Origin of the sequence: Streptomyces sp. NPDC018693 (assembly GCF_044391385.1) — a bacterium.
In the GTDB taxonomy this organism is placed as follows: domain Bacteria; phylum Actinomycetota; class Actinomycetes; order Streptomycetales; family Streptomycetaceae; genus Streptomyces.
Map to the genome: position 1 here is coordinate 63,911 of NZ_JBIRZZ010000017.1, position 20,258 is coordinate 84,168.

Annotated in this window: 20 protein-coding genes and 3 pseudogenes; 10 read left to right on the forward strand and 13 right to left on the reverse strand. The window is 70.3% G+C overall.

Annotated elements, in window-relative coordinates; genetic code table 11:
* Positions 1-187: 187 nt before the first annotated feature.
* The 6 genes from ACH5AC_RS32070 to zwf are packed head-to-tail and all read right to left on the reverse strand — an operon-like array spanning position 188 to position 7,273.
* Positions 188-1,618 carry a membrane-associated oxidoreductase gene (locus tag ACH5AC_RS32070; protein WP_398865766.1) on the reverse strand — a complete coding sequence of 477 codons (1,431 nt, stop codon included), beginning with the start codon at positions 1,616-1,618 and terminating at the stop codon, positions 188-190.
* A 41-nt stretch (positions 1,619-1,659) separates the two neighbouring features.
* The gene (locus ACH5AC_RS32075) at positions 1,660-2,247 is read right to left on the reverse strand and encodes a histidine phosphatase family protein (RefSeq protein ID WP_398865767.1); all 588 of its coding nucleotides are present in this window, start codon (positions 2,245-2,247) and stop codon (positions 1,660-1,662) included.
* A gap of 8 nt (positions 2,248-2,255) precedes the next feature.
* Positions 2,256-3,134: a phosphogluconate dehydrogenase (NAD(+)-dependent, decarboxylating) gene (gene gnd / locus ACH5AC_RS32080; RefSeq protein WP_398865768.1), complete on the reverse strand. Its 879-nt coding sequence runs from the start codon at positions 3,132-3,134 to the stop codon at positions 2,256-2,258.
* An 8-nt stretch (positions 3,135-3,142) separates the two neighbouring features.
* The gene (gene pgi / locus ACH5AC_RS32085) at positions 3,143-4,801 is read right to left on the reverse strand and encodes a glucose-6-phosphate isomerase (protein ID WP_398865769.1); all 1,659 of its coding nucleotides are present in this window, start codon (positions 4,799-4,801) and stop codon (positions 3,143-3,145) included.
* Positions 4,794-5,729: a glucose-6-phosphate dehydrogenase assembly protein OpcA gene (opcA, locus tag ACH5AC_RS32090; RefSeq protein ID WP_398865770.1), complete on the reverse strand. Its 936-nt coding sequence runs from the start codon at positions 5,727-5,729 to the stop codon at positions 4,794-4,796. Before opcA ends, pgi begins: the two co-directional genes overlap by 8 nt.
* Positions 5,726-7,273 (reverse strand): glucose-6-phosphate dehydrogenase, encoded by a 1,548-nt coding sequence (gene zwf, locus ACH5AC_RS32095; protein ID WP_398865771.1) that lies wholly within the window; start codon positions 7,271-7,273, stop codon positions 5,726-5,728. Before zwf ends, opcA begins: the two co-directional genes overlap by 4 nt.
* Positions 7,274-7,708: 435 nt before the next feature.
* Here zwf and ACH5AC_RS32100 point away from each other — a divergent pair.
* Together ACH5AC_RS32100 and ACH5AC_RS32105 are read left to right on the forward strand one after the other, a co-directional pair.
* Positions 7,709-8,104 (forward strand): annotated as a pseudogene (locus ACH5AC_RS32100) (AraC family ligand binding domain-containing protein); the annotation flags it as partial.
* 544 nt (positions 8,105-8,648) lie between these two features.
* Positions 8,649-9,155, forward strand: coding sequence for a GNAT family N-acetyltransferase (locus ACH5AC_RS32105; protein ID WP_398865772.1), 507 nt, complete (start codon positions 8,649-8,651; stop codon positions 9,153-9,155).
* A gap of 309 nt (positions 9,156-9,464) precedes the next feature.
* Here the strand turns inward: ACH5AC_RS32105 and ACH5AC_RS32110 are convergent, their stop codons facing one another.
* The gene (locus tag ACH5AC_RS32110) at positions 9,465-9,653 is read right to left on the reverse strand and encodes a transposase (RefSeq protein ID WP_398865773.1); all 189 of its coding nucleotides are present in this window, start codon (positions 9,651-9,653) and stop codon (positions 9,465-9,467) included.
* 251 nt (positions 9,654-9,904) lie between these two features.
* Here ACH5AC_RS32110 and ACH5AC_RS32115 point away from each other — a divergent pair.
* Both ACH5AC_RS32115 and ACH5AC_RS32120 read left to right on the forward strand, forming a co-directional pair.
* Positions 9,905-11,130: pseudogene (locus tag ACH5AC_RS32115) on the forward strand (RNA-guided endonuclease InsQ/TnpB family protein).
* Positions 11,131-11,191: 61 nt separating this feature from the next.
* Positions 11,192-11,416 (forward strand): annotated as a pseudogene (locus tag ACH5AC_RS32120) (helix-turn-helix transcriptional regulator); the annotation flags it as partial.
* A 71-nt stretch (positions 11,417-11,487) separates the two neighbouring features.
* Here ACH5AC_RS32120 and ACH5AC_RS32125 read toward each other — a convergent pair.
* Both ACH5AC_RS32125 and ACH5AC_RS32130 read right to left on the reverse strand, forming a co-directional pair.
* Positions 11,488-12,888 carry a glycoside hydrolase family 16 protein gene (locus ACH5AC_RS32125; protein ID WP_398865774.1) on the reverse strand — a complete coding sequence of 467 codons (1,401 nt, stop codon included), beginning with the start codon at positions 12,886-12,888 and terminating at the stop codon, positions 11,488-11,490.
* Positions 12,889-13,587: 699 nt separating this feature from the next.
* Entirely contained in the window at positions 13,588-14,004 is a 417-nt protein-coding gene (locus ACH5AC_RS32130) for a winged helix-turn-helix transcriptional regulator (RefSeq protein WP_398865775.1), read from the reverse strand.
* Positions 14,005-14,171: 167 nt separating this feature from the next.
* Here ACH5AC_RS32130 and ACH5AC_RS32135 point away from each other — a divergent pair, with 167 nt between their 5' ends.
* The 4 genes from ACH5AC_RS32135 to ACH5AC_RS32150 are packed head-to-tail and all read left to right on the forward strand — an operon-like array spanning position 14,172 to position 16,089.
* Entirely contained in the window at positions 14,172-14,462 is a 291-nt protein-coding gene (locus ACH5AC_RS32135; protein WP_398865776.1) for a hypothetical protein, read from the forward strand.
* Complete coding sequence (locus ACH5AC_RS32140; RefSeq protein WP_398865777.1) at positions 14,441-14,719, forward strand: DsbA family protein; 279 nt, start codon at positions 14,441-14,443, stop codon at positions 14,717-14,719. Before ACH5AC_RS32135 ends, ACH5AC_RS32140 begins: the two co-directional genes overlap by 22 nt.
* A 43-nt stretch (positions 14,720-14,762) precedes the next feature.
* Positions 14,763-15,407: an FMN-dependent NADH-azoreductase gene (locus tag ACH5AC_RS32145; RefSeq protein WP_398865778.1), complete on the forward strand. Its 645-nt coding sequence runs from the start codon at positions 14,763-14,765 to the stop codon at positions 15,405-15,407.
* A 19-nt stretch (positions 15,408-15,426) separates the two neighbouring features.
* Positions 15,427-16,089, forward strand: a complete 663-nt coding sequence (locus tag ACH5AC_RS32150) for an NAD(P)-dependent oxidoreductase (protein ID WP_398865779.1) — start codon at positions 15,427-15,429, stop codon at positions 16,087-16,089.
* A 299-nt stretch (positions 16,090-16,388) separates the two neighbouring features.
* Here ACH5AC_RS32150 and ACH5AC_RS32155 read toward each other — a convergent pair whose 3' ends face one another.
* Positions 16,389-16,652, reverse strand: a complete 264-nt coding sequence (locus tag ACH5AC_RS32155; RefSeq protein ID WP_398865780.1) for a hypothetical protein — start codon at positions 16,650-16,652, stop codon at positions 16,389-16,391.
* Positions 16,653-16,924: 272 nt separating this feature from the next.
* On the opposite strand from ACH5AC_RS32155, the gene ACH5AC_RS32160 reads away from it, so the two are divergent.
* On the forward strand, positions 16,925-17,101 hold the full coding sequence (locus ACH5AC_RS32160; protein WP_398865781.1) for a hypothetical protein: 177 nt from the start codon (positions 16,925-16,927) through the stop codon (positions 17,099-17,101).
* 184 nt (positions 17,102-17,285) lie between these two features.
* Positions 17,286-17,501, forward strand: a complete 216-nt coding sequence (locus ACH5AC_RS32165) for a hypothetical protein (protein WP_398865782.1) — start codon at positions 17,286-17,288, stop codon at positions 17,499-17,501.
* Positions 17,502-17,513: 12 nt separating this feature from the next.
* On the opposite strand, the gene ACH5AC_RS32170 is transcribed toward ACH5AC_RS32165, so the two are convergent.
* The 3 genes from ACH5AC_RS32170 to ACH5AC_RS32180 form a co-directional block, all read right to left on the reverse strand.
* Positions 17,514-18,326: an IclR family transcriptional regulator gene (locus tag ACH5AC_RS32170; RefSeq protein ID WP_398865783.1), complete on the reverse strand. Its 813-nt coding sequence runs from the start codon at positions 18,324-18,326 to the stop codon at positions 17,514-17,516.
* 61 nt (positions 18,327-18,387) lie between these two features.
* Positions 18,388-19,743 (reverse strand): MFS transporter, encoded by a 1,356-nt coding sequence (locus ACH5AC_RS32175; RefSeq protein ID WP_398865784.1) that lies wholly within the window; start codon positions 19,741-19,743, stop codon positions 18,388-18,390.
* An 89-nt stretch (positions 19,744-19,832) separates the two neighbouring features.
* Entirely contained in the window at positions 19,833-20,258 is a 426-nt protein-coding gene (locus ACH5AC_RS32180; RefSeq protein ID WP_398865851.1) for a MarR family winged helix-turn-helix transcriptional regulator, read from the reverse strand.

Sequence of the window (20,258 nt, forward strand, 5' to 3'; positions counted from 1 at the left end):
GACGTCCAGCAGCCGGGTCGCCGAGGTCACGTTGTGGACGACGAACAGCACCTTGCGGGTGCGCCCCCGGGTCGCCCACCGCGCCGCGTCGTCCCCCACGGGCACCCGTATCCACCCCGCCCCGGTCACCCCGCACCGCCTCCCGCCTGGCCTTCTCACCGTTCGTGAGCGGGCCACGATAGCCGAATCACTGGCGGCTGACCGTCCGGGTCACGCCCGCGACGACCGTCGTGGCCAGGATCCAGCCGGTGACGACGAGGACGTACGACAGTGTCTGGTACCAGCCCCGCGGCGCGAACGCGCCCTCCTGCCCGAAGGAGATCACCGGCAGCAGCAGGTCGAGGGTGTAGAAGACCGGGTTGAACGGTGGTGCCTCACCCGGCTTGAGGGGCGCGGGGTGGTGCACCGCGAAGGCGACGGAGCCGACGGCGAGCAGCGACAGCAGCCAGCCCAGCGCACGCAGCGGCCGGAAGCCGTAGCCGACGGCGGCGTCCTGGAGGCGGCCCCACGCCCGGCCGTACCAGGGGAGCGTCCGGCGGTGCCGGCGCTGCTTGGCGAGCTGCACCAGCCGGGCGGCCCGGTCGTCGCCGATCCGGCGGTACGCGGCCGTCAGCTGCTCGTAGCCGTGCGGGTCGAAGGTGCCGCCGTCGCGCTCCAGCATCGGCAGCCGGCGCTCGACGGGTTCGTGCGGGGTGAGGAAGGTGTAGGTGAGGTCGAGCAGCCTGACCTCGTCCGGCAGCATCTCCGGTTCCAGGTCGAGTTGTTCGATCTGGGAGCGGCGCAGATTGAGTCTGCCGACGACCGGGGGGCCGCCGCGCAGCCACAGTTCGCCGATGACGCAGCTACTGGCCCGCAGGACCGTGCCGCCGGGGTTGGACAGGGCCGTGCGCAGCAGGTCGACCCGCCCGGGGACGCGGGCGCCGCGCAGATCGATCCGGCCCTGCGCACGCAGTCGCCGGCCCAGGACGTTGGCACCCACGTCGAGGGCTTCGGCGTCGATGACATTTCCGCCAGGGTGCCGCAGGTCGGCGTCCTCCAGATTGATCGACCCGGCCACGGTCGCGCCGTTGAGCCGCGCCTCGCCGTGCGTGCGCAGCCCGGGCGCGCACAGCTCGTCCTCGACGGTCACCTGGCTGAGTTGGAGCACCGGCTCCGCCGAGCCGGCCGGTGCGGTCAGTTCGGCCCGCTCCAGGAACAACGTCCCGCAGATCTGCGCCCCACCGAGGTGGACCGGGCCGCGGAACCGGCACCGGCTCAGCCGCAGGCTGCCGTCCACCCGGGTGCGTGCCCCGGACAGCCCCGGCAGTTCGGAGTCGCTGAGATTGAGGTAGCTCACCTGGGAGCCGGAGAGATCCGGGACCTCGTCGAAACGGCAGTGACTGAGGCGTACGACATGGTCGACTCTCGCGTACCGCAGGTCCAGTACGCCGGTGATCCGCGCTCCTATGACCTTGAGGGCCGCTATCTCGCCGGGCTCGTGCGGGCCGTTGAGGAGCAGGCCCCGCAACACGGCGGCGCGTACGGCCTGCTCGCCCTCCTCGCGGAGGTCCACCGTCGCGCCCGTGGAAAAGGCCCGCCAGACGCGCTGTTCAGCTGGTGTCAGATCGTCGATCTCCATCAGCCGCGACTCTGACGGGCGCTCAACCCGCTGTCAACCGACTACGGTCGGCTGTTCCACTCCGCGACGACGGGCCACCCGTGCTCGGTCGACAGCCGGCTCATCGTGCCGGTGGCCAGCTGGAACAGCCGGCCACCGGAGGGCGGCAGGCCCAGCCGCCGGGCCGTGAGGACTCGCAGGAAGTGGGCGTGGGCGACGAGGACGACGTCACCGTCGGCGAGCGCCGCGTCCACCCGGGACAGCACGCGGTCGGCGCGCAGGCCCACTTCGGCCGGGGACTCGCCGGGGTGACCGTCCCGTCCGGGCGGTACCCCGTCCGTCCACAGGCACCAGTCGGGGCGGGTGCGGTGCACCTCGGCGGTGGTGATGCCCTCGTAACCGCCGTAGTCCCACTCGTGCAGGTCGGGGTCGGTCACGACCCCGTGGATGCCCGCGAGTTCGGCGGTGCGGACGGCGCGCCGCAGCGGGCTGGTGAGTGCGAGAGAGAGGGTCCGGCCGGAGAGGAGCGGAGCGAGGGACCTGGCCTGGTCGTCGCCGCGTGCGGTGAGCGGCAGATCGGTCCGGCTGGTGTGCCGTTCCGACGCGCTCCACTCCGTCTCCCCGTGGCGGACCAGCAGGAGATCCCCCACGGCTCGGCCTACTTCTTCGACTCGACGGCGTGACCGCCGAACTGGTTGCGCAGCGCGGCGATCATCTTCATCTGCGGGGAGTCGTCCTGACGGGAGGCGAACCGCGCGAAGAGGGAGGCCGTGATGGCGGGCAGCGGCACGGCGTTGTCGATGGCGGCCTCGACCGTCCACCGGCCCTCGCCGGAGTCCTCCGCGTAGCCGCGCAGCTTGTCCAGGTGCTCGTCCTCGTCGAGGGCGTTCACGGCGAGGTCCAGCAGCCAGGAGCGGATGACGGTGCCCTCCTGCCAGGACCGGAAGACCTCCCGGACGTCGGTCACCGAGTCGACCTTCTCCAGCAGCTCCCAGCCCTCGGCGTACGCCTGCATCATCGCGTACTCGATGCCGTTGTGGACCATCTTGGAGAAGTGCCCGGCGCCGACCTTGCCCGCGTGGACATAGCCGTACGGGCCCTCCGGCTTGAGCGCGTCGAAGATCGGCCGGAGCCGGTCCACGTGCTCCCGCTCGCCGCCCACCATCAGGGCGTAGCCGTTCTCCAGGCCCCACACTCCGCCGGAGACGCCCGCGTCGACGAACCCGACGCCGTTGGCGCCGAGTTCGGCGGCGTGCTTCTCGTCGTCCGTCCAGCGGGAGTTGCCGCCGTCGACGACCGTGTCCCCGGCCTGGAGGAGATCGCCCAGCTCGTCGATGACGGACTGGGTGGGGGCGCCGGCCGGCACCATCACCCAGACGGTCCGCGGCGCTTCGAGCCGGTCGACGAGCTCGGCGAGGCTCGCCACGTCGGAGAGTTCGGGGTTGCGGTCGTAGCCGACGACGGTGTGGCCGGCGCGGCGGATCCGCTCACGCATGTTGCCGCCCATCTTGCCGAGGCCGATGAGTCCGAGCTGCATGGTCCTGCTCACTTTCCGAGATCGCGGTACGCGGCCACGAGGGCGGCGGTGGAGGGGTCGAGACCGGGCACGTCGGCGCCCTCGGTCAGCGCGGGTTCGACGCGCTTGGCGAGGACCTTGCCCAGCTCCACGCCCCACTGGTCGAAGGAGTCGATGTTCCAGATCGCGCCCTGGACGAACACCTTGTGCTCGTAGAGGGCGATGAGCTGGCCGAGGACCGACGGTGTCAGTTCCCGGGCGAGGATGGTCGTCGTCGGGTGGTTGCCCTTGAAGGTGCGGTGCGCGACCTGCTCCTCGGGCACCCCATCCGCGCGGACCTCGTCGGCGGTCCTGCCGAAGGCGAGCGCCTGGCCCTGTGCGAACAGGTTGGCCATCAACAGGTCGTGCTGCGCCTTGAGTTCGTCGCTCAGTTCGTCGACCGGGCGGGCGAAGCCGAGCAGATCGGCCGGGATCACCTTGGTGCCCTGGTGGATCAACTGATAGTAGGCGTGCTGCCCGTTGGTGCCGGGTGTGCCCCACACCACCGGACCGGTCTGCCACTCCACCGGTCGGCCCTCGCGGTCCACCGACTTGCCGTTGGACTCCATGTCGAGCTGCTGGAGATACGCGGTGAACTTGGACAGGTAGTGGCTGTACGGCAGGACGGCGTGCGACTGCGCGTCGAAGAAGTTGCCGTACCAGATGCCCAACAACCCGAGGATCAGCGGGGCGTTGGACTCGGCGGCGGCGTTGCGGAAGTGCTCGTCGACGATGCGGAAGCCGTCGAGCATCTCCTGGAAGCGGTCCGGGCCGATGGCGATCATCAGGGAGAGGCCGATGGCGGAGTCGTAGGAGTAGCGGCCGCCGACCCAGTCCCAGAACTCGAAAATGTTGGCCGTGTCGATGCCGAAGTCCGCGACCCTCTCGGCGTTCGTCGACAGGGCGACGAAGTGCCGGGCGACCGCCTTCTCGTCGCCCCCGAGGCCGTCCAGCAGCCACTTGCGGGCCGAGGTCGCGTTCGTGATCGTCTCGATGGTGGTGAACGTCTTCGACGCGACGATGAACAGGGTCTCCGCCGGGTCCAGGTCGCGCACCGCCTCGTGCAGGTCCGCGCCGTCGACGTTGGAGACGAAACGGAACGTCAACTCCCGTGCCGTGAAGGCGCGCAGTGTCTCGTACGCCATGGCCGGTCCGAGGTCGGAGCCGCCGATGCCGATGTTGACGACGTTCTTGATGCGCTTGCCGGTGTGGCCGGTCCAGGCGCCGGAGCGGACCTGGTCGGCGAAGGCGGCCATCTTGTCGAGGACGGCGTGCACGGCCGGGACGACGTTCTCCCCGTCGACCTCGATGACCGCGTCCCGGGGCGCGCGCAGCGCGGTGTGCAGCACTGCCCGGTCCTCGGTGATGTTGATCTTCTCGCCGCGGAACATGGCGTCCCGCAGCCCGAAGACGTCGGTGGCGGCGGCCAGCTCCTGCAGCAGGGTCAGCGTCTCGTCGTCGACCAGGTGCTTGGAGTAGTCGATGCGCAGATCACCGACGCGCACCACGTACCCCTCCGCGCGCCCGGGGTCGTTCGCGAACAGCTCACGCAGATGGGCATGCCATTGGGCACGGTGATCCGCCAGCGCGGCCCACTCCGGCCGCCGGGTGAGCGCAGGGGACACGGTGGGCACAGGGGTGTCAGACATGTGCGGGAGTCTCCTTGGTGGCCTCGCCCCGCAGGGCGACGGCGTACATCTCGTCCGCGTCGAGGCGCCTGAGCTCCTCGGCGATGAGTTCGGAGGTGGGGCGCACCTTCAGGGCGAGGGTGCGGGAGGGCTGGCCGGGCAGGGAGAGGGTGGCCAGGGGGCCCTCGGGGCGGTCGATGACGATCTCGCCGTCGGCGGTGCCGAGGCGGACGGCCGTGACGACCGGGCCCGGGGTGACCACCCGCTCGACCGGCACGTCCAGCCGGGCGTGCAGCCAGCGCGCCAGCAGCTCGGCGCTGGGGTTCTCGGCCTCGCTCTCGACGGCCGCCGAGGTCACCCGCATCCGGGCCTGGTCGAGGGCCGCCGCCAGCATCGAGCGCCATGGGGTGAGCCGGGTCCAGGCGAGGTCGGTGTCGCCGGGCGCGTAGGACGTGACCCGGGTCTCCAGGGCCCGCAGCGGGTGCTCGACGGCGTACATGTCGGTGATCCTGCGCTGTGCCAGCGCGCCCAGCGGGTCCTTGGACGGGTTGTCCGGGGCGTCCACCGGCCACCACACCACGACCGGCGCGTCCGGCAGCAGCAGCGGCAGGACCACGGAGTCGGCGTGTTCGGACACCTCGCCGTACATCCGCAGCAGCACCGTCTCGCCGGTGCCGGCGTCGGAGCCGATGCGGACCTCGGCGTCGAGGTGGGAGTGGGTGCGGTCGCGCGGGGTGCGGGCGTGCCGCTTGATGACGACCAGGGTGCGTGAGGGGTGCTCGTGGGAGGCGTCCTCGGCCGCCTTGATCGCGTCGTAGGCGTTCTCCTCGTCGGTGACGATCACCATCGTCAGGACCATGCCCACGGCGGGCGTGCCGAGGGCGCGGCGGCCCTGCACCAACGCCTTGTTGATCTTGCTTGCCGTGGTGTCCGTCAGGTCGATCTTCATGGCCTGCGCCAGCTCCGTCCGTCTCGTGCGAGCATCTCGTCGGCCTCCTCGGGTCCCCAGCTGCCCGACGCGTACTGGGCCGGCCGGCCGTGTGCCGCCCAGTACTCCTCGATCGGGTCGAGGATCTTCCAGGACTCCTCCACTTCCTGGTGACGCGGGAACAGGTTGGCATCGCCGAGCAGCACGTCCAGGATGAGGCGCTCGTACGCCTCCGGGCTGGACTCGGTGAAGGACTCGCCGTAGGCGAAGTCCATCGTGACGTCCCGGATCTCCATCGAGGTGCCCGGCACCTTGGAGCCGAAGCGGACCGTCATGCCCTCGTCCGGCTGGACGCGGATGACGATCGCGTTGGCGCCGAGTTCCTCGGTGGCGGTGGAGTCGAAGGGGGAGTGCGGGGCCCGCTGGAAGACGACCGCGATCTCCGTGACCCGACGCCCGAGCCGTTTGCCGGTGCGCAGGTAGAAGGGGACGCCCGCCCAGCGCCGGTTGTCCACGTTCAGCTTGATGGCCGCGTACGTGTCCGTCGTCGAGGCCGGGTCGATGCCCTCCTCCTGGAGGTAGCCGGGCACCTGGGCGCCGCCCTGCCAGCCGGGCGCGTACTGTCCGCGCACGGTGTGCGCGCCCAGGTCCTGCGGCAGCCTGACCGCCTTGAGCACCTTGAGCTTCTCGGTGAGCAGCGAGGACGCGTCGAAGGAGGCCGGCTCCTCCATGGCGGTGAGCGCCATGAGCTGGAGCAGGTGGTTCTGGATGACGTCACGGGCGGAGCCGATGCCGTCGTAGTAGCCGGCGCGGCCGCCGATGCCGATGTCCTCGGCCATGGTGATCTGGATGTGGTCGACGTACGACCGGTTCCAGATCGGCTCGAACATCTGGTTGGCGAAGCGCAGCGCCAGGATGTTCTGGACGGTCTCCTTGCCCAGGTAGTGGTCGATCCGGAAGACCTGCTCCGGGTCGAACACCTCGTGCACGATTCCGTTCAGCTCGCGCGCGCTGGCCAGGTCGTGCCCGAACGGCTTCTCGATGACCGCCCGCCGCCAGGATCCCTCCGGGGCGTCCGCCAGCCCGTGCTTCTTCAGCTGCTGGACGACCTTCGGGAAGAACCTCGGCGGTACGGAGAGGTAGAAGGCGTAGTTGCCGCTGGTACCGCGGGCCGCGTCCAGGTCGTCCACCGTCTGGCGCAGCTGCTTGAACGCCGTGTCGTCGTCGAAGTCGCCGGGGATGAACCGCATGCCCTCGGCGAGCTGCTGCCAGACCTCCTCACGGAAGGGGGTGCGGGCGTGTTCACTCACCGCGTCGTGCACGACCTGTGCGAAGTCCTGGTCCTCCCAGTCGCGGCGGGCGAAGCCGACGAGCGAGAAGCCCGGCGGCAGCAGACCGCGGTTGGCCAGGTCGTACACGGCCGGCATCAGCTTCTTGCGGGACAGGTCACCGGTGACTCCGAAGATCACCAGCCCGGACGGGCCGGCGATCCGCGGCAGGCGCCGGTCGCGCTCGTCCCGCAGCGGGTTGGTCCACACGGGGGTCGTCCCCACGGAGCTGGTCATTCCGCGTCAACTCCCTTGCTGTCCAGCGACTTGGCGACCGCGTCCAGCAGGTCCCGGGCGGGGCCGGATGGGTGGCGTGCCTCTTCAGGGTCTCGGCCCAGGCCGGCGCGGTCTCGTCGGCGTCCGCCGGGCGGACGACGCCGGGGGAGAGGGCGAAGCGGGCGCGGCCGGTCCACTCGGGTTCCACGGGATCGGGCTGCGTCACCTTCTGAAAGAGCTTGCACGCGGCGGGCGCTCATCCGAAAGCGATCCCTTCATGAGTTCAAGAGGTCATCGATTACCGGCTCCTGCTGGTCAACCGCGTTCGACCTTAAAAGTCTGACTTTTATGGCGGAAGGGCGGGGTGTGTCAGCCTGTGGTGAAAGTGGGACACCCGCGGGCCAGGGCGAAGCACCTTGAGCGGGGCGAGCGACAGAAGAGCGGCGCGAGTAGGACATGGCGGACAGAGACAACCCGGCCGACGGCCGCGAGATCAGAACGTTTCCCTTCCCGGTCGACCGCAGCGTCGGTGGTGTGGGTATCCAGGTCGGCCCGATGGACACCGAGGGGGGCTGGCACGCCGACGCGCCGCTGGACCGTGTCCACCGGATCGACTTCCATGTGGTGATGCTCTTCGCCGAGGGGCCCGTCCGGTACATGGTCGACTTCGCCGAGTAGGAGGCGGCGGCCGGTGACCTGCTGTGGATCCGCCCCGGGCAGGTGCACCGCCTCTCGCGTGACTGCGAGTACCGCGGCACCGTCCTCGCCATGCAGCCCGGCTTCCTGCCCCGCGCCACGGTCGAGGCCACCGGCCCGCACCGCTACGACCTGCCGCCCCTGCTGCGCCCCGACCCGGAACACTGCCACCAACCCGGCATCCGGTTGGCTCTTCCCCGGCCGCCGGGCGGGTCAGCCGTTCCGCCCCGACCACCTGTCCGCGCTTCTGAACGAGGTCGGGGTCCCGGCCACCGCCGCCCGCGGTGCCGCCATCCGGCAGCAACTCCTCGAACTGCCTGCCCCCGTCGTCGCGGAAGCCCTCGGCTACCACGACAAGACCACCACCCGCTCCTCAAGGAGACCGGCGGGACATGGAGCCGTTACGCCGAAGGCGACCACACACGGTGACAATGCACATGCCCAGACCTGTGCCGCCCGGTCCTGTACCCCTGGGCAAGTGAACGGCAGGCCCGCATTCACCTGCTAGAATCCCCGTCAGCAGTGAGCCTTCCTGGCCCGGATACAGCATCCACCAGGGAGGCTTTTTTCATGCCCCGGGGCCCGCTTACGGGGCCCAGCGCTGATCATACGGGTGCCCTCCGCCGTCGAGACCGAGACCTGGCGCTCCCGAACCGGGTATGCGGCGCTCGCCGGTTGACCACCTCTGCAAAGGAGTCTCGTGCCAGACGTATCCATTCGCCTCGCAGGCATTGCCGACCGCCCCATAGTGGAGCGGCTGTGGCTGATGTTCCGCCATGACATGTCGGAGTTCGACGGTCTGCTGCCCAACGCTGACGGAACCTTCCGCAGTGACCGGCTCCACATGGCATTCTCTGAGCCCGACTGGGCGCCATACCTCCTCACAAGCGGTGACAGCCCGGCTGGGTTCGCTTTCGTCCGCAGTTTGAGCGCCCCTACGCGCGTGCTGAACAGCTTTTTCGTGGTGCGCGGCGTACGGCGGACAGGGATCGGGCTGCACGCTGTTCAGGAGATCGGGGCCAGGCACCCAGGCTCGTGGGAAGTCGCGTTTCAGGAGGCCAACATTTCCGCTGTGCACTTCTGGCGTCGCGTCGCCACGGAGATCGACGACGCATGGACAGAGGAACGCAGATCGATACCAGGTCGGCCCGACTCGCCTCCTGACGTCTGGATCTCGTTCAACACCCCGGCGTTGACTCACGACTGAGCAACAAGTAGGGAAGCCGCCGAGCACACTCGGCGGCACGGCCCACGTCGGCCTGGGCAAGACATTGGGCCACCGAGTCACTTGCGGCTACACACCGTCAGATCGCCCTCGCCTCCCCCGAGAACTGGCGACAGTTGCATACGCGAGCCCACCAGTATCAACCCCGGACTTCGCCGTCAACCACAGCGTCAGCGCTACGCCCTCGGCTATCGGACAGTGGCGACGCGGAGCGTCTCGCAGACTCATGTCCGGCGCCGCCGGACACCGCGGTTCGTCGCGAGGGCTGCTCCCAGCGGAGCCGAACGTTGCTCACACCGGCCGGTTCTGCTGTTCGATGTACTGCCTGGCCACGGGAAGCGGGGCGCCGCCGATGGTTCCGGCGAAATAGGACCCGGACCAGAGCTTATTGGTCCGCCAGTAGTGGCGCACCAGGTCGGGAATCTCCTGGCGCAGGCGGCGGGAGCAGACGCCCTTGAGGGGGTTGACCAGCTTGGTCACGGCGACTTGGGCGGCAAGTTCACCAGCAGGTAGACATGGTGGCCCTCGCCCTTGAACTCCACCAGGTTGCGCTCGAAGTCCGTACACACCGAAGCATGATCTCCTCCATCCACCTCAAGTGTGCATTGGTGAACACCTGGTGCCAGAACCTGGCCGCGAAGACCACGTGCACATACATCACGAAAGCACAGTGGCGACCAGTTCTGATCTCCTGCATCTCACCCATAACCCACGTATGTAGGGTGCCGGTCATGCAGCTCAGGTACAGCTTCCGCCTGTACCCGGACACCGGTCAGCAGACTGCGTTGGCGAAGGCGTTCGGGTGCGCCCGGGTGGTGTTCAACGACGCGGTCCGCGCCCGTGAAAGACGCCCGAAAGGCCGAGCAGCCGTTCCCGACAGCCGGTCAGCTGTCCCGGAAGCTGATCACCGAGGCGAAGCGGACAGCCGAGCGGTCCTGGCTCGGCGAGGTGTCCGCGGTGGTGCTCCAGCAGTCCCTACGGGACGCCGAGAAGGCGTACCGCAACTTCTTTGCCTCCCTCAAGGCCACGCGCGAGGGACCGAAGATGGGAGCACCACGGTTCAAGTCCCGCAAGGACACGCGGCAGTCGATCCGGTTCACCGCCAACGCCCGCTGGAACGTCACTGGCGGTGGCCGTCTGAACCTGCCGAAGATCGGCGCGGTGAAGGTGAAGTGGTCCCGCACCCTGCCCGCCATCCCCACCTCCGTCACCGTCATCAAGGACGCGGCCGGCAGGTATTTCGCCTCCTTCGTCATCGACACCGATCCCGCCGCCGACGCGACCCGGATGCCCGAGACCGACCACACCATCGGCATCGATCTCGGCCTCACCCACTTCGCCGTCCTCTCCGACGGCACGAAGATCGACTCCCCGCGCTTTTTGCGGCGCGTGGAGAAGAAGCTGAAGAAGGCCCAAAAGGAACTGTCCCGCAAGCAGAAGGGATCAAAGAACCGGGCCAAAGCCCGTCTCAAGGTCGCCCGCGCGCACGCCAAGGTCGCGGACGCACGCCGTGAGTTCCACCACCAGCTCTCCACTAAGCTGATCTCCGAGAACCAAGGGATCGCCGTGGAGGACCTGTCGGTGGCGGGACTGGCCCGCACGAACCTGGCCAAGTCCGTGCACGACGCCGGATGGTCATCGTTCATCAGCATGCTGGAGTACAAAGCACAACGGTACGGCCGCACACTGGTCAAGATCGGCCGGTTCACACCGACCTCCCAGATCTGCTCCACCTGCGGCGCCCTGGACGGACCCAAACCCCTAAACGTCCGGGAATGGGACATGTACCGCCTGCGGCACCGTCCACGACCGGGATACCAATGCCGCGATCAACGTGAAGACGGCCGCCGGACTGGCGGTATCGGCCTGCGGAGCGCCGGTAAGACCAGGAGTAATTCCGGCACAGTGCGAAGAAACAGGAAGCCACGGATTCCCGACCGAACCCCGTGCCGCGTAGCGGCACAGCAACAAGTCGAGAAGGCCAGAATCGTCGGGCTTCAGTCAGAGGAGCAAGTCAATCCCGCCGCACCCTGGTGCGCTCGGTGCGCGCCGCAACCGGACTGACGCCCAAGGCGTTCATCGACCGCCGCGTCGTCCTGGAGGCCAAGCGCCTCCTCGTCCACACCGACCTGCCGATCGGCCGGGTCGGCGCCGCCGTCGGCCTCCCCGACCCGGCGAACTTCTCCAAGTTCTTCCACCAGCACACGGACCGGACACCGGCCGCGTTCCGCGCCGAACTGCGCTGCGCCAGCGAGGAGTTGCACACGACGACGGCCGGGACAGCCTCTCGGTGTCCCGGCCGCGCGCCACGGCTTCAGCGGCCGAAGGTGAACCAGTTGACGTTGACGAAGTCCGCCGGCTGTCCGCTGGTGAACGTGAGATACACGTCGTGCGTGCCGGTCACCCCGGTGATGTTCGCCGGGATCGTCCGCCAGGACTGCCAGCCGCCCGTGTTGCCCACCGCGAAACTGCCGACGGGCGCGTTGGTACGGCTGTCCAGGCGCACCTCGACCAGTCCGCTGACGCCGCCGGGCGCACCGCTGGCGACCCGCGCGGAGAACTGGGTGGCAGCCTGGGAGCCGAAGTCGACGCCCCGGTAGAGCGCCCAGTCGCCGTTGGCGGCCCAGCCGACGTTCTGGCCGCCGCCGGTGTCGGAGGTGGTCTCGGTGTTCAGCCCGGACTGGCCGTCGTAGGACTCGGCCTGGATGGTGCCGTAGGCGTCGCGGTTGCCGGTCGGCGGGGGTGTGGTACCGCTCCCACCGGCCGACAGCACCTGGACGTAGTCGACGACCATCGGATGCCCTGGCTGGGTCGCGGCGTCGGGGCCGCCGCCGAAGGCGTCCGGGAAGGCGCCGCCCATCGCCACGTTGAGGATGATGAAGAACCCGTGGTCGGTGGCGTTGCGCCAGGTCGTCGCGTCGACCTGGTCGGCCCGCACGGTGTGGAAGTGGGTGTTGTCGATGGAGAAGCGGATCTCCTCCGGGCTGGTGGAGCGGTCCCACTCCAGTCGGTAGGTGTGGAAGCCGGCCTGGCAGGTGGTGCCCGGGCAGGTGGTGGAGGAGCCGATGCCGACATGCTCGTTGCAGGGGCCGCCCGGCGCGGTGCCGCAGTGCATCGTCGCGAACACCGTGTTCTGGCCCTGGGTGTTCTCCATGATGTCCAGCTCGCCGACGCTGGGCCAGTTCCAGTAGTCGCCCCGGTAGGGCGCGCCCAGCATCCAGAACGCCGGCCAGTAGCCCCTGGCGGCGGCCCCGGTGACGTTCGGCACCTGTATACGGGATTCGACACGCAGTATGCCGCCCGCCGGGGGCTGGAAGTCGGTGCGGTTGGTCTCGATACGGCCGGAGGTCCAGTTGCCGGCCGCGTCGCGGCGCGGGGTGATGCGCAGATTGCCGTTGCCGTCGAGCGAGACGTTGTTGGTGCTGTTCGTCATCGTCTCGATCTCGCCGGTGCCCCAGTTGGCGGGACCGCCGGGATACGAAGTGCCGGTGGCGTACTGCCAGTTGGCGGTGTTGACGCCGCTGCCCGCCGGGCCGTTGAAGTCGTCCAGGAAGACCTGGGTCCAGCCCGAGGGGGGCGGGGGAGCGGTGGCGTTCGCGGTGGGACTGATGGCCGTGGCGGCGAGCGCCGCCAGCCCGAGGGTGCTCAGGACGGCGACGAGCGCCCGCCGCAGGCGGGGCCGTCGTCGGTGGGGTGTGCCGGAGGTTTCACTCATCGAAGGTGCTGCCTCTCGGGTACGGGGTGTGGGTGCGCAGGTGCCCTCGACAGCGCTTGAGAGCGCTCTCAAGGTGCCGACAATGTGCTCCCCGTCACTGCGGACGTCAAGGGTTGAAGCAGTGAAACTCCCTATTGAGGGCGGGAGTTCACGCCCTGAAGGCGGCGAAACGGCCCCAAAGCGCGCCTGCCGCCCCCCGATGACCCCGTCGGCGTCGGGGTCACACGCTCGTCGTGGCCGTCGGGCGGGCCGGCTCCGCATCCTCCCGCAGCCCGGACCGGTCGTGCCCCCGCCGCAGCGGCGCCGGCGCCCACCAAGCCCGCCGGCCCAGCACGGGCGACTTCGAGTGCCTGCTCCGATGCTGCTGGTGCCCGCGCCGATGGCACGCCCCGGATACGCTGCGGACGACCCGTTACCCGGACGCCGCCGTCGAGCACCTGCGGGGCCTGCCTGTGCATGAGAGGAAGCACGCCGTCGTGGACGAGGGCGTGGCCCGCCTCTCGCCGACCCGCTCAAGCGCGCCAACCTCAATCGCCTGGGCGCTACGGCTTCGCCGCCCGCCTGCCAAGGGAGGGGCTGCGGCCTCGTCGCGACCCGGCAACTGCCGACCTCTACGGGGACGACGACTCGTAGCAGCGGACCGAACAGCTCCCTCGCCCTGTCCGGCCGGCACCCCCGGATGCCGGTGGGCGCCGCGGCTCAGGAACGGGAGGAGGAGGGGACGCTGCCGGACTGGGCGCGGTTGGCGCGGATCTCGTCGTGGTGGTCGGCGGCCCAGCCGATCAGCTGCATGACGATCTCGTGCAGGCCGCGGCCGAGCGGGGCGAGCGCGTACTCCACGCGCGGCGGGACCTCGGCGTAGGCAGTGCGCGTGATCAGGCCGTCGTCCTGGAGTTGGCGCAGTGTGTGGGTGAGCATGCGCTGGGAGATGCCGGGGATCTGGCGTTGCAGGTCGGTGTAGCGCCGGGGGCCGTCCTGGAGGACGGCGATGATCAGCATGCTCCACTTGTCGCCGACCCGGTCGAGGACCTGCCGGATGAAGGCCATGTGGTCGGCGGGGATGCTCGCGCACGGCCCCGCCGCGGCCGCCATCTCCATACCTGCGCTGTCCTGCATGGCGCCCGTTCCTCTCTGTCGCCCACACCGATGTGCCTTTTGTACCGCCTTCCATACTGGCGCATCATGGCGTTACGAACAAATGAGAGGAATTGGAGGCCAGGGCTATGAGGGTAGAGATCTGGGCAGAGGTCACCTGCCCTTGGTGCGGGCTTGGCAGCCACCGTGTGGACCGAGCCGTGGAGCGGTTCGAGCACAGCGATCAGGTGGACGTCGTCCACCGCTCCTTCCCGCTGGGTGGCGGCTTCCCCACCGACCGCACGGTCAGCGTCCGCGAGGCCCTGCTGAGCAAGCACGGCATCAGCGGCGCGCAGGCAGAGGCGGCGACCCGGCAGATCGAGACACTCGCCGGCGCCGAGGGCCTGAGCCCCTACCGGGTGCTGGACAACGTCGTCGGCAACACCGAGCTGGCCCACGAGTTCTCCTCTCCGGCGAGTTGGGCCTCGACCGCGACCTGACGCGCCAGGTCCTCACCGACCGCCGCTACCGCACCCAGGTGAAGGACGACGCCCGCCGCGCGCAGCGCCTGGGCGCCACCGGAGCCCCGTTCATCGTCGTCGACGGCCGCTACGGCGTCCCCGGCGCGCAGGACAGCGACACCCTGCTCGACCTGCTGCAAACGGCCTGGGACGAAACCCACCCCATCACCCTCACCCCCGCGGGCGACGCCCCGGGCTGCGGCCCCGACGGCTGCGCCGTCCCCGCCCGCCCCTGACCCCTCACCCATTCCCCCCGTCTCGCTGAAAGGCGCCACCACCATGTCGTACCTGCTGCACATCGACTCCTCCTCGCTCGGCGAAGCCTCCGTCTCCCGCCAGGTCGCCCAGTCCTTCCGCGACCAGTGGCAGGGCCCGGTCGTCCACCGCGACCTCGCCGTCTCGCCGGTGCCCCACCTGAGCGCCGCGGGCATCACGGCCCGCATCACCGACCCGGCGCAGCACACCCCCGAGCAGGCGAAGGCGGCCGCGGTCCAGGACGAGCTGATCGAGGAGTTCCTCGGCGCCGCGGCCTACCTGTTCACGGTGCCGATGTACAACCTGTTGATGCCCTCGGTGTTCAAGGCGTGGCTGGACCAGATCATCGTCACGGACCGCACCCTGCGCCACACCGGCACTTCCCCGGCGGCGGGCCGGCCGGCCGTGCTGATCTCCGCCCAGGGCGGGGGCTACGGCCCCGGCACCCCGAAGGAGGGCCTCGACTACGTAGTGCCCACCCTGGAAGCCGTCCTGGGCCGCGACGACCTCCTCGGCCTGGACGTCACCACCGTGATACCCGAGCTGACCATGGCCCCCATCGCCCCGGCCCTCGCCCCGCTCCTTCCCGTGCACGAAGCATCCATGGCCTCCGCCCACGACCAGGCCCGCCGCCTCGCCACGGCCATCGGCGCACCGCGTGCCGCCTGACTCTCTCCAGGTGATCCCCATGACTGACCTGCTTGTCCTCGGCGGCAGCGGCCGCACCGGAATCCACGTACTCCGGGAGGCCGCCGCCCGCGGCCACCGCGTCCGCGCCCTGGTACGCAACCCCGACGCGGTCCGGGCCCCGGCCGGCGTCGAACTCGTCCAGGGCACGCCCGCGAACATCGACGATCTCCGTAAGGCCGCCCAGGGCACCGAGGCCGTGATCAGCGTGCTCAACAACGCCCGCGCCTCGGACAACCCCTGGGCCAAGCCCGTCAGCCCGCCCGCCTTCATGACCACCGCCGCCCGGGACACCCTGACCGTGATGGACGAGCAGGACATCCATCGGATCGTCCTGGCCTCCACGCAGGGCGCCGGCGACGACTGGGCCCACCTCAACCCGATGATGAAGGCGTTCATCAAGGCGTCCAACCTCAGGGCCGGCTTCGCCGACCACGACGGAGTCGACCAGGCCGTCCGCACCTCGCACGCCGACTGGACCCTGGCCCGTGCCGTCGCCCTCAGCGACAAACCGGCCAGCGGCCAGGTGAAGGCTGCCGAACGCGGCACCGGCAAGCCGGCCATGCGGATCAGCCGCGCCGACTTCGCCGGCTTCCTGATCGACGCCGTGGAGAAGGCCGCCTGGATCCGCCAAGCCCCACTGGTGTGGAACGCCCGGGGCTGACAGACGGACCGTTCGGCGGTGTGGACTGCGCATGCAATCCGCACCACCGATCCATGCGATGGATCTGTTCTCAGAACCCGCTCTCACTCAAAGGCAGGACGGACCCCCTTCTGCGAACAGCACGCCTGTCAGAAGTGTGACGCCCGGCCCGGCTCGCCCTGCCGCTCGCGCGGCGGCGCGGTCGCCTCCGTCTACCACACCCGCCGCTTCGCCATGGTGCCCCGGCTGAAGAAGGCGCTGCGGGTGCTCACCCCGGCCGCCGTCGACTCAGACCTGTCGAGCGCGGACATCCGCATCGGCTACGCGAGGTGCTTGACGCTCGGGCGGGAACTCGGCTCCCAGCCCGACGCGCTCAGCAAGCACAGCATCCCGAGGGACAAGATCTTCAGCGAGAGGATCAGCACCCGCGTCCGCGACGGCCCGCCTTCGAGGAGGCTCTTCGTACGGCGCGAGATCAAGGCGCACGCCCCGCACTGCCGGGTCATCTTCACCGTGTACGAGATGAAGCGGCCCGGCCGCGACGCCGCCGAACTCGCCGCGTTCGCCGACCACCTCACCGCCACGGCCTGGTTCCTGAGATGCCCGCCCGGCCCCAACGGCCCGGGGCAAGAGGCTGTTCGCGTTCCTCGCGGCGATGGCGGAGACCTAGCGCGAGAAGATCCGCGAGTCCACGACACCAAGTCGCTGTGCGCGGTGGGCACGGTCAGCCAGTTCGTCGGCACCCGCATCGAGCAACTCACCGAGGACTGGCTGACGTTGGACCAGATGTACGTGCTGGCCGGCCCCGACGAGATCGGGCTTCCCTGTCCTGCAGTAGCGCGGCCTCCTCGACGAGGTGATCCCGGCCGAGACCGCGGCCGCCACCCGCCGGGCCTACTGCGCGGCCGGCATCCCCACCCAGTCGGTGCCCTACCCCGGCGACCACCTCCTCACCGACCCCATGGCCGTCCACCCCACGCTCACCTGGCTCGCCGCCCGCTTCCTGGGCAGCCCCTCGTCCACGACCTGCTGATCCCCCGGTCGTCCCCGCGCCGGAGCCCCACGGCGCGGGGACCTTCGTCGGGGTGCCGGTAGTCTCGCCGCCGTGAACGGGGGAGAGGCAGTGGCGGTGGGGGAACGGCTCGGGCGGCGGCCTCGGCAGCCGTGGGTGACGGGACTTCGGCGGGGCGTCGTCGCAGGTGGCCTGACATCGCTGGGTGTCGACCGTCGTCATCGCCAAGGTGTGGGAGACGTGCGACACAGGCGTCAACGCATCCGCGAACTCCCTCACGCTCCTCTTCCTTGTGCCGGTCATCTGGCCGGCCGCGGCGCTGCACTGGCTCGTCGTCCACGGTGCCCTCGGTGGCCGTTGGCCTGCTGTCGCCCTCGCGGCAGGAGTGGGCTCGGTGTGTGGTTCGCGTGGTTCCTGGTGACATGGCTCGGCATCATGGACGGCTGTCCGGATCCTCGGTGCCCGGGGAACGTGCCGCCGTGGTGGCCGGGCTTCCTTCCCTCCCAGGGCGCCATCCCAGTGCCCGGGAGACCCCCAGGGCGGCGAGGCGTACGGCCGGTACGAGCATGCTGACCTGGCTGTCCTGCGCGGGTACGACCACTGAGACGGCGGCGGTCACCGTACCGTCGGGGGCGTGTACCGGGGCGGCCACGGACAGGGCGTCGTCGGTCACTTGGCGGTCGCTCACGGCGACTCCGATGCGGCGGACCTCGGCGAGGGAGCGACGCAACCGGGCGGGATCGGTGACGGTGTGGGCGGTGAAGGAGGCCAACGGGCCGGCGCAGTAGGACTCCTGGAACGCGGGCGGGCTGTGAGCGAGGAGGACCAGGCCGACTCCCGTGACATGGAGGGGCCAGCGGGCGCCGACCCGGATGTGCACGCCGACCGCCGAACGGCCCGAAAGCCACTCGGTGTAGACGACCTCGCCGCCGTCACGGACCGCCAACTGCACGTTCTCATGCGTGGCTTCGTACAGGTCCTCCAGATACGGCAGCGCGATCTGACGCAGGGCCAGGCCGCGCGGCGCGAGGGCGGCGACCTCCCACAGCCGCAGCCCCACGTGGTACACCCCGGACGCGTCGCGCTCCAGCGCGCCCCACTCGGTCAGGGCGCCCACCAGCCGGTGCGCGGTGGTCAGGCTCAGCCCGGCCCGCCGGCTGATGTCGGTCAGCGTCAGCGCCGGATGCTCGTGGTCGAACGCGGCGAGCACGGACAGCAGCCGGTCGGGCGCGGAACGGGTCGTCATGGCAGGAGGTCTCCCGGGCGCGATGCCGTGCTGCCGGGCGCCGCCCGGCCGGGGAGGCGGCTCATCCCGGCGCCCCCTCACGGGCCGCGGTAGTGGCCCTGGGCGCCGGTGCGTCCAGGGCGTCCGTGTGCGTCTCGCGCATCCGCCACACCGTGAGCGCGGTGATCGCCGCACCCCCGCACAGCAGCAGGGACACCGGCGTACTGCTGCCGCCGCCGTCGGCGGCCAGCAGACTGCTCGCGATCAGCGGCGAGAAGCCCGCACCGATCAGGGTGGCCGCCTGGTAGCCGAGGGAGGCGCCGGTGTAGCGCACCCGGGTGCCGAACATCTCGGTGAGCAGCGCGCCGAGCGGCCCGTACATCGTGGACTGCGCGACACCGTGCCCCAGGACGAGGGCCAGGATCAGCAGGCCGTGAGAGCCGGAGTCGACGAGGGCGAGCACCGGGAAGGCCAGCGCGGCCGAGGCGACCGCCCCGGCCAGCACGACCGGACGGCGGCCGACCCGGTCGGACAGCGCGGAGGCGACGGGCAGCACCAGCAGCGCGACACAGGAGGCGACGGTCACGGCGGTGAGGACCTGCGGGCGGCTGTATCCACGGTCGACCGCATACGAAATCATGAATCCGGTCAGCAAGGACTGCGCCGTGAAGGCCCCGATGCCGACGCACGCCGCGAGCAGCACAGGCTTCGGCCGCCGCAGCACCTCCAGCACCGGCGGCCGGTCGTGCCGCTCGGCCGGCTGGAACAGCGGGCTCTCCGCGACCCGCAGCCGCACGAACAACCCAACCGCCAGCAGGGCCACGCTCAGCAGGAACGGCACCCGCCAGCCCCACGCCCGGAACTGCTCGTCCGGCAGAGCGGCGACCAGCGTGACCACCCCGGCCGACAGCACCGAGCCGAGCGGCGCGCCGAGCTGGGTGAAACTCGACCACAGGCCGCGCCTCGATCCCCGTACCCGCTCGGCGTGTTCGACGACCATCAGGGTCGCCCCGCCCCACTCGCCGCCGATCGCGATGCCCTGCACGACCCGCAGGGCGACCAGCAGGACGGGGGCCCACACGCCGATCGCGTCATAGGTGGGCAGCAGGCCGATCAGGAAGCTGCCGACGCCCATCAGGGTCATCGTCACCAGCATCATCGACTTGCGGCCGAGCCGGTCGCCGAAGTGACCGAAGACCAGACCGCCCACCGGGCGGGCGACATAGCCGGCGGCGAAGGTGCCGAATGCCGCGACGGTGCCGACGGCGGGGTCGGCCTCGGGGAAGAACAGATCGCCGAAGACGAGCGCGGCGACGGTTCCGTAGACGAGGAAGTCGTAGAACTCCACCGCCGTGCCGAGCAGCCCGGACAGGGCGACCCGGCGCAACTGGGTGGAATCGGCGGGCGGTTGGCGGTCGGGCGGAGGGGATGGCTGCACAGTGCGCTCCTGGGGACGGTGCCGACGGTGCCACGGTCGCTCCGTGAAGTTAGGCAGCTCCTCTCCGGCCGTCAATCAGTTGCACAACATCAGTTGAGTCCGTCCTCCGCGACACGCAGCAGCAGGGCGTGCAGGGTCTCCCGCTCGGCGGGGGAGAGCGGGCCGAGCAGTTCCTGTGTCACTCGCAGCCCCGCCTCGTCGGTGTCGCGCAGAAAGCCCCGGCCGGCATCGGTCAGGACGACGATCCGGCTGCGCCGGTCCTCCGGGGCCGGACGGCGCTCGGCGAAGCCCAGCTTCTCCAGGTCGTCCACCAGGCCGACGATCGCGCTCGGGTCGTAACCGAGCCGGTGGCTCAGTTCGCGCTGGAGGGCGCCCTCGGCGGTGGCGAGGAAGCGCAGCACCGCATAGTGGCGCAGCCGCAGCCCCGACTCCTGGAGGCAGGCGTTGAAGAGCTGCCCCGAGCGCAGGCCCAGCCGGTACAGCAGATAGCCCGTGTCCGCGTGCAGTTCACGCAT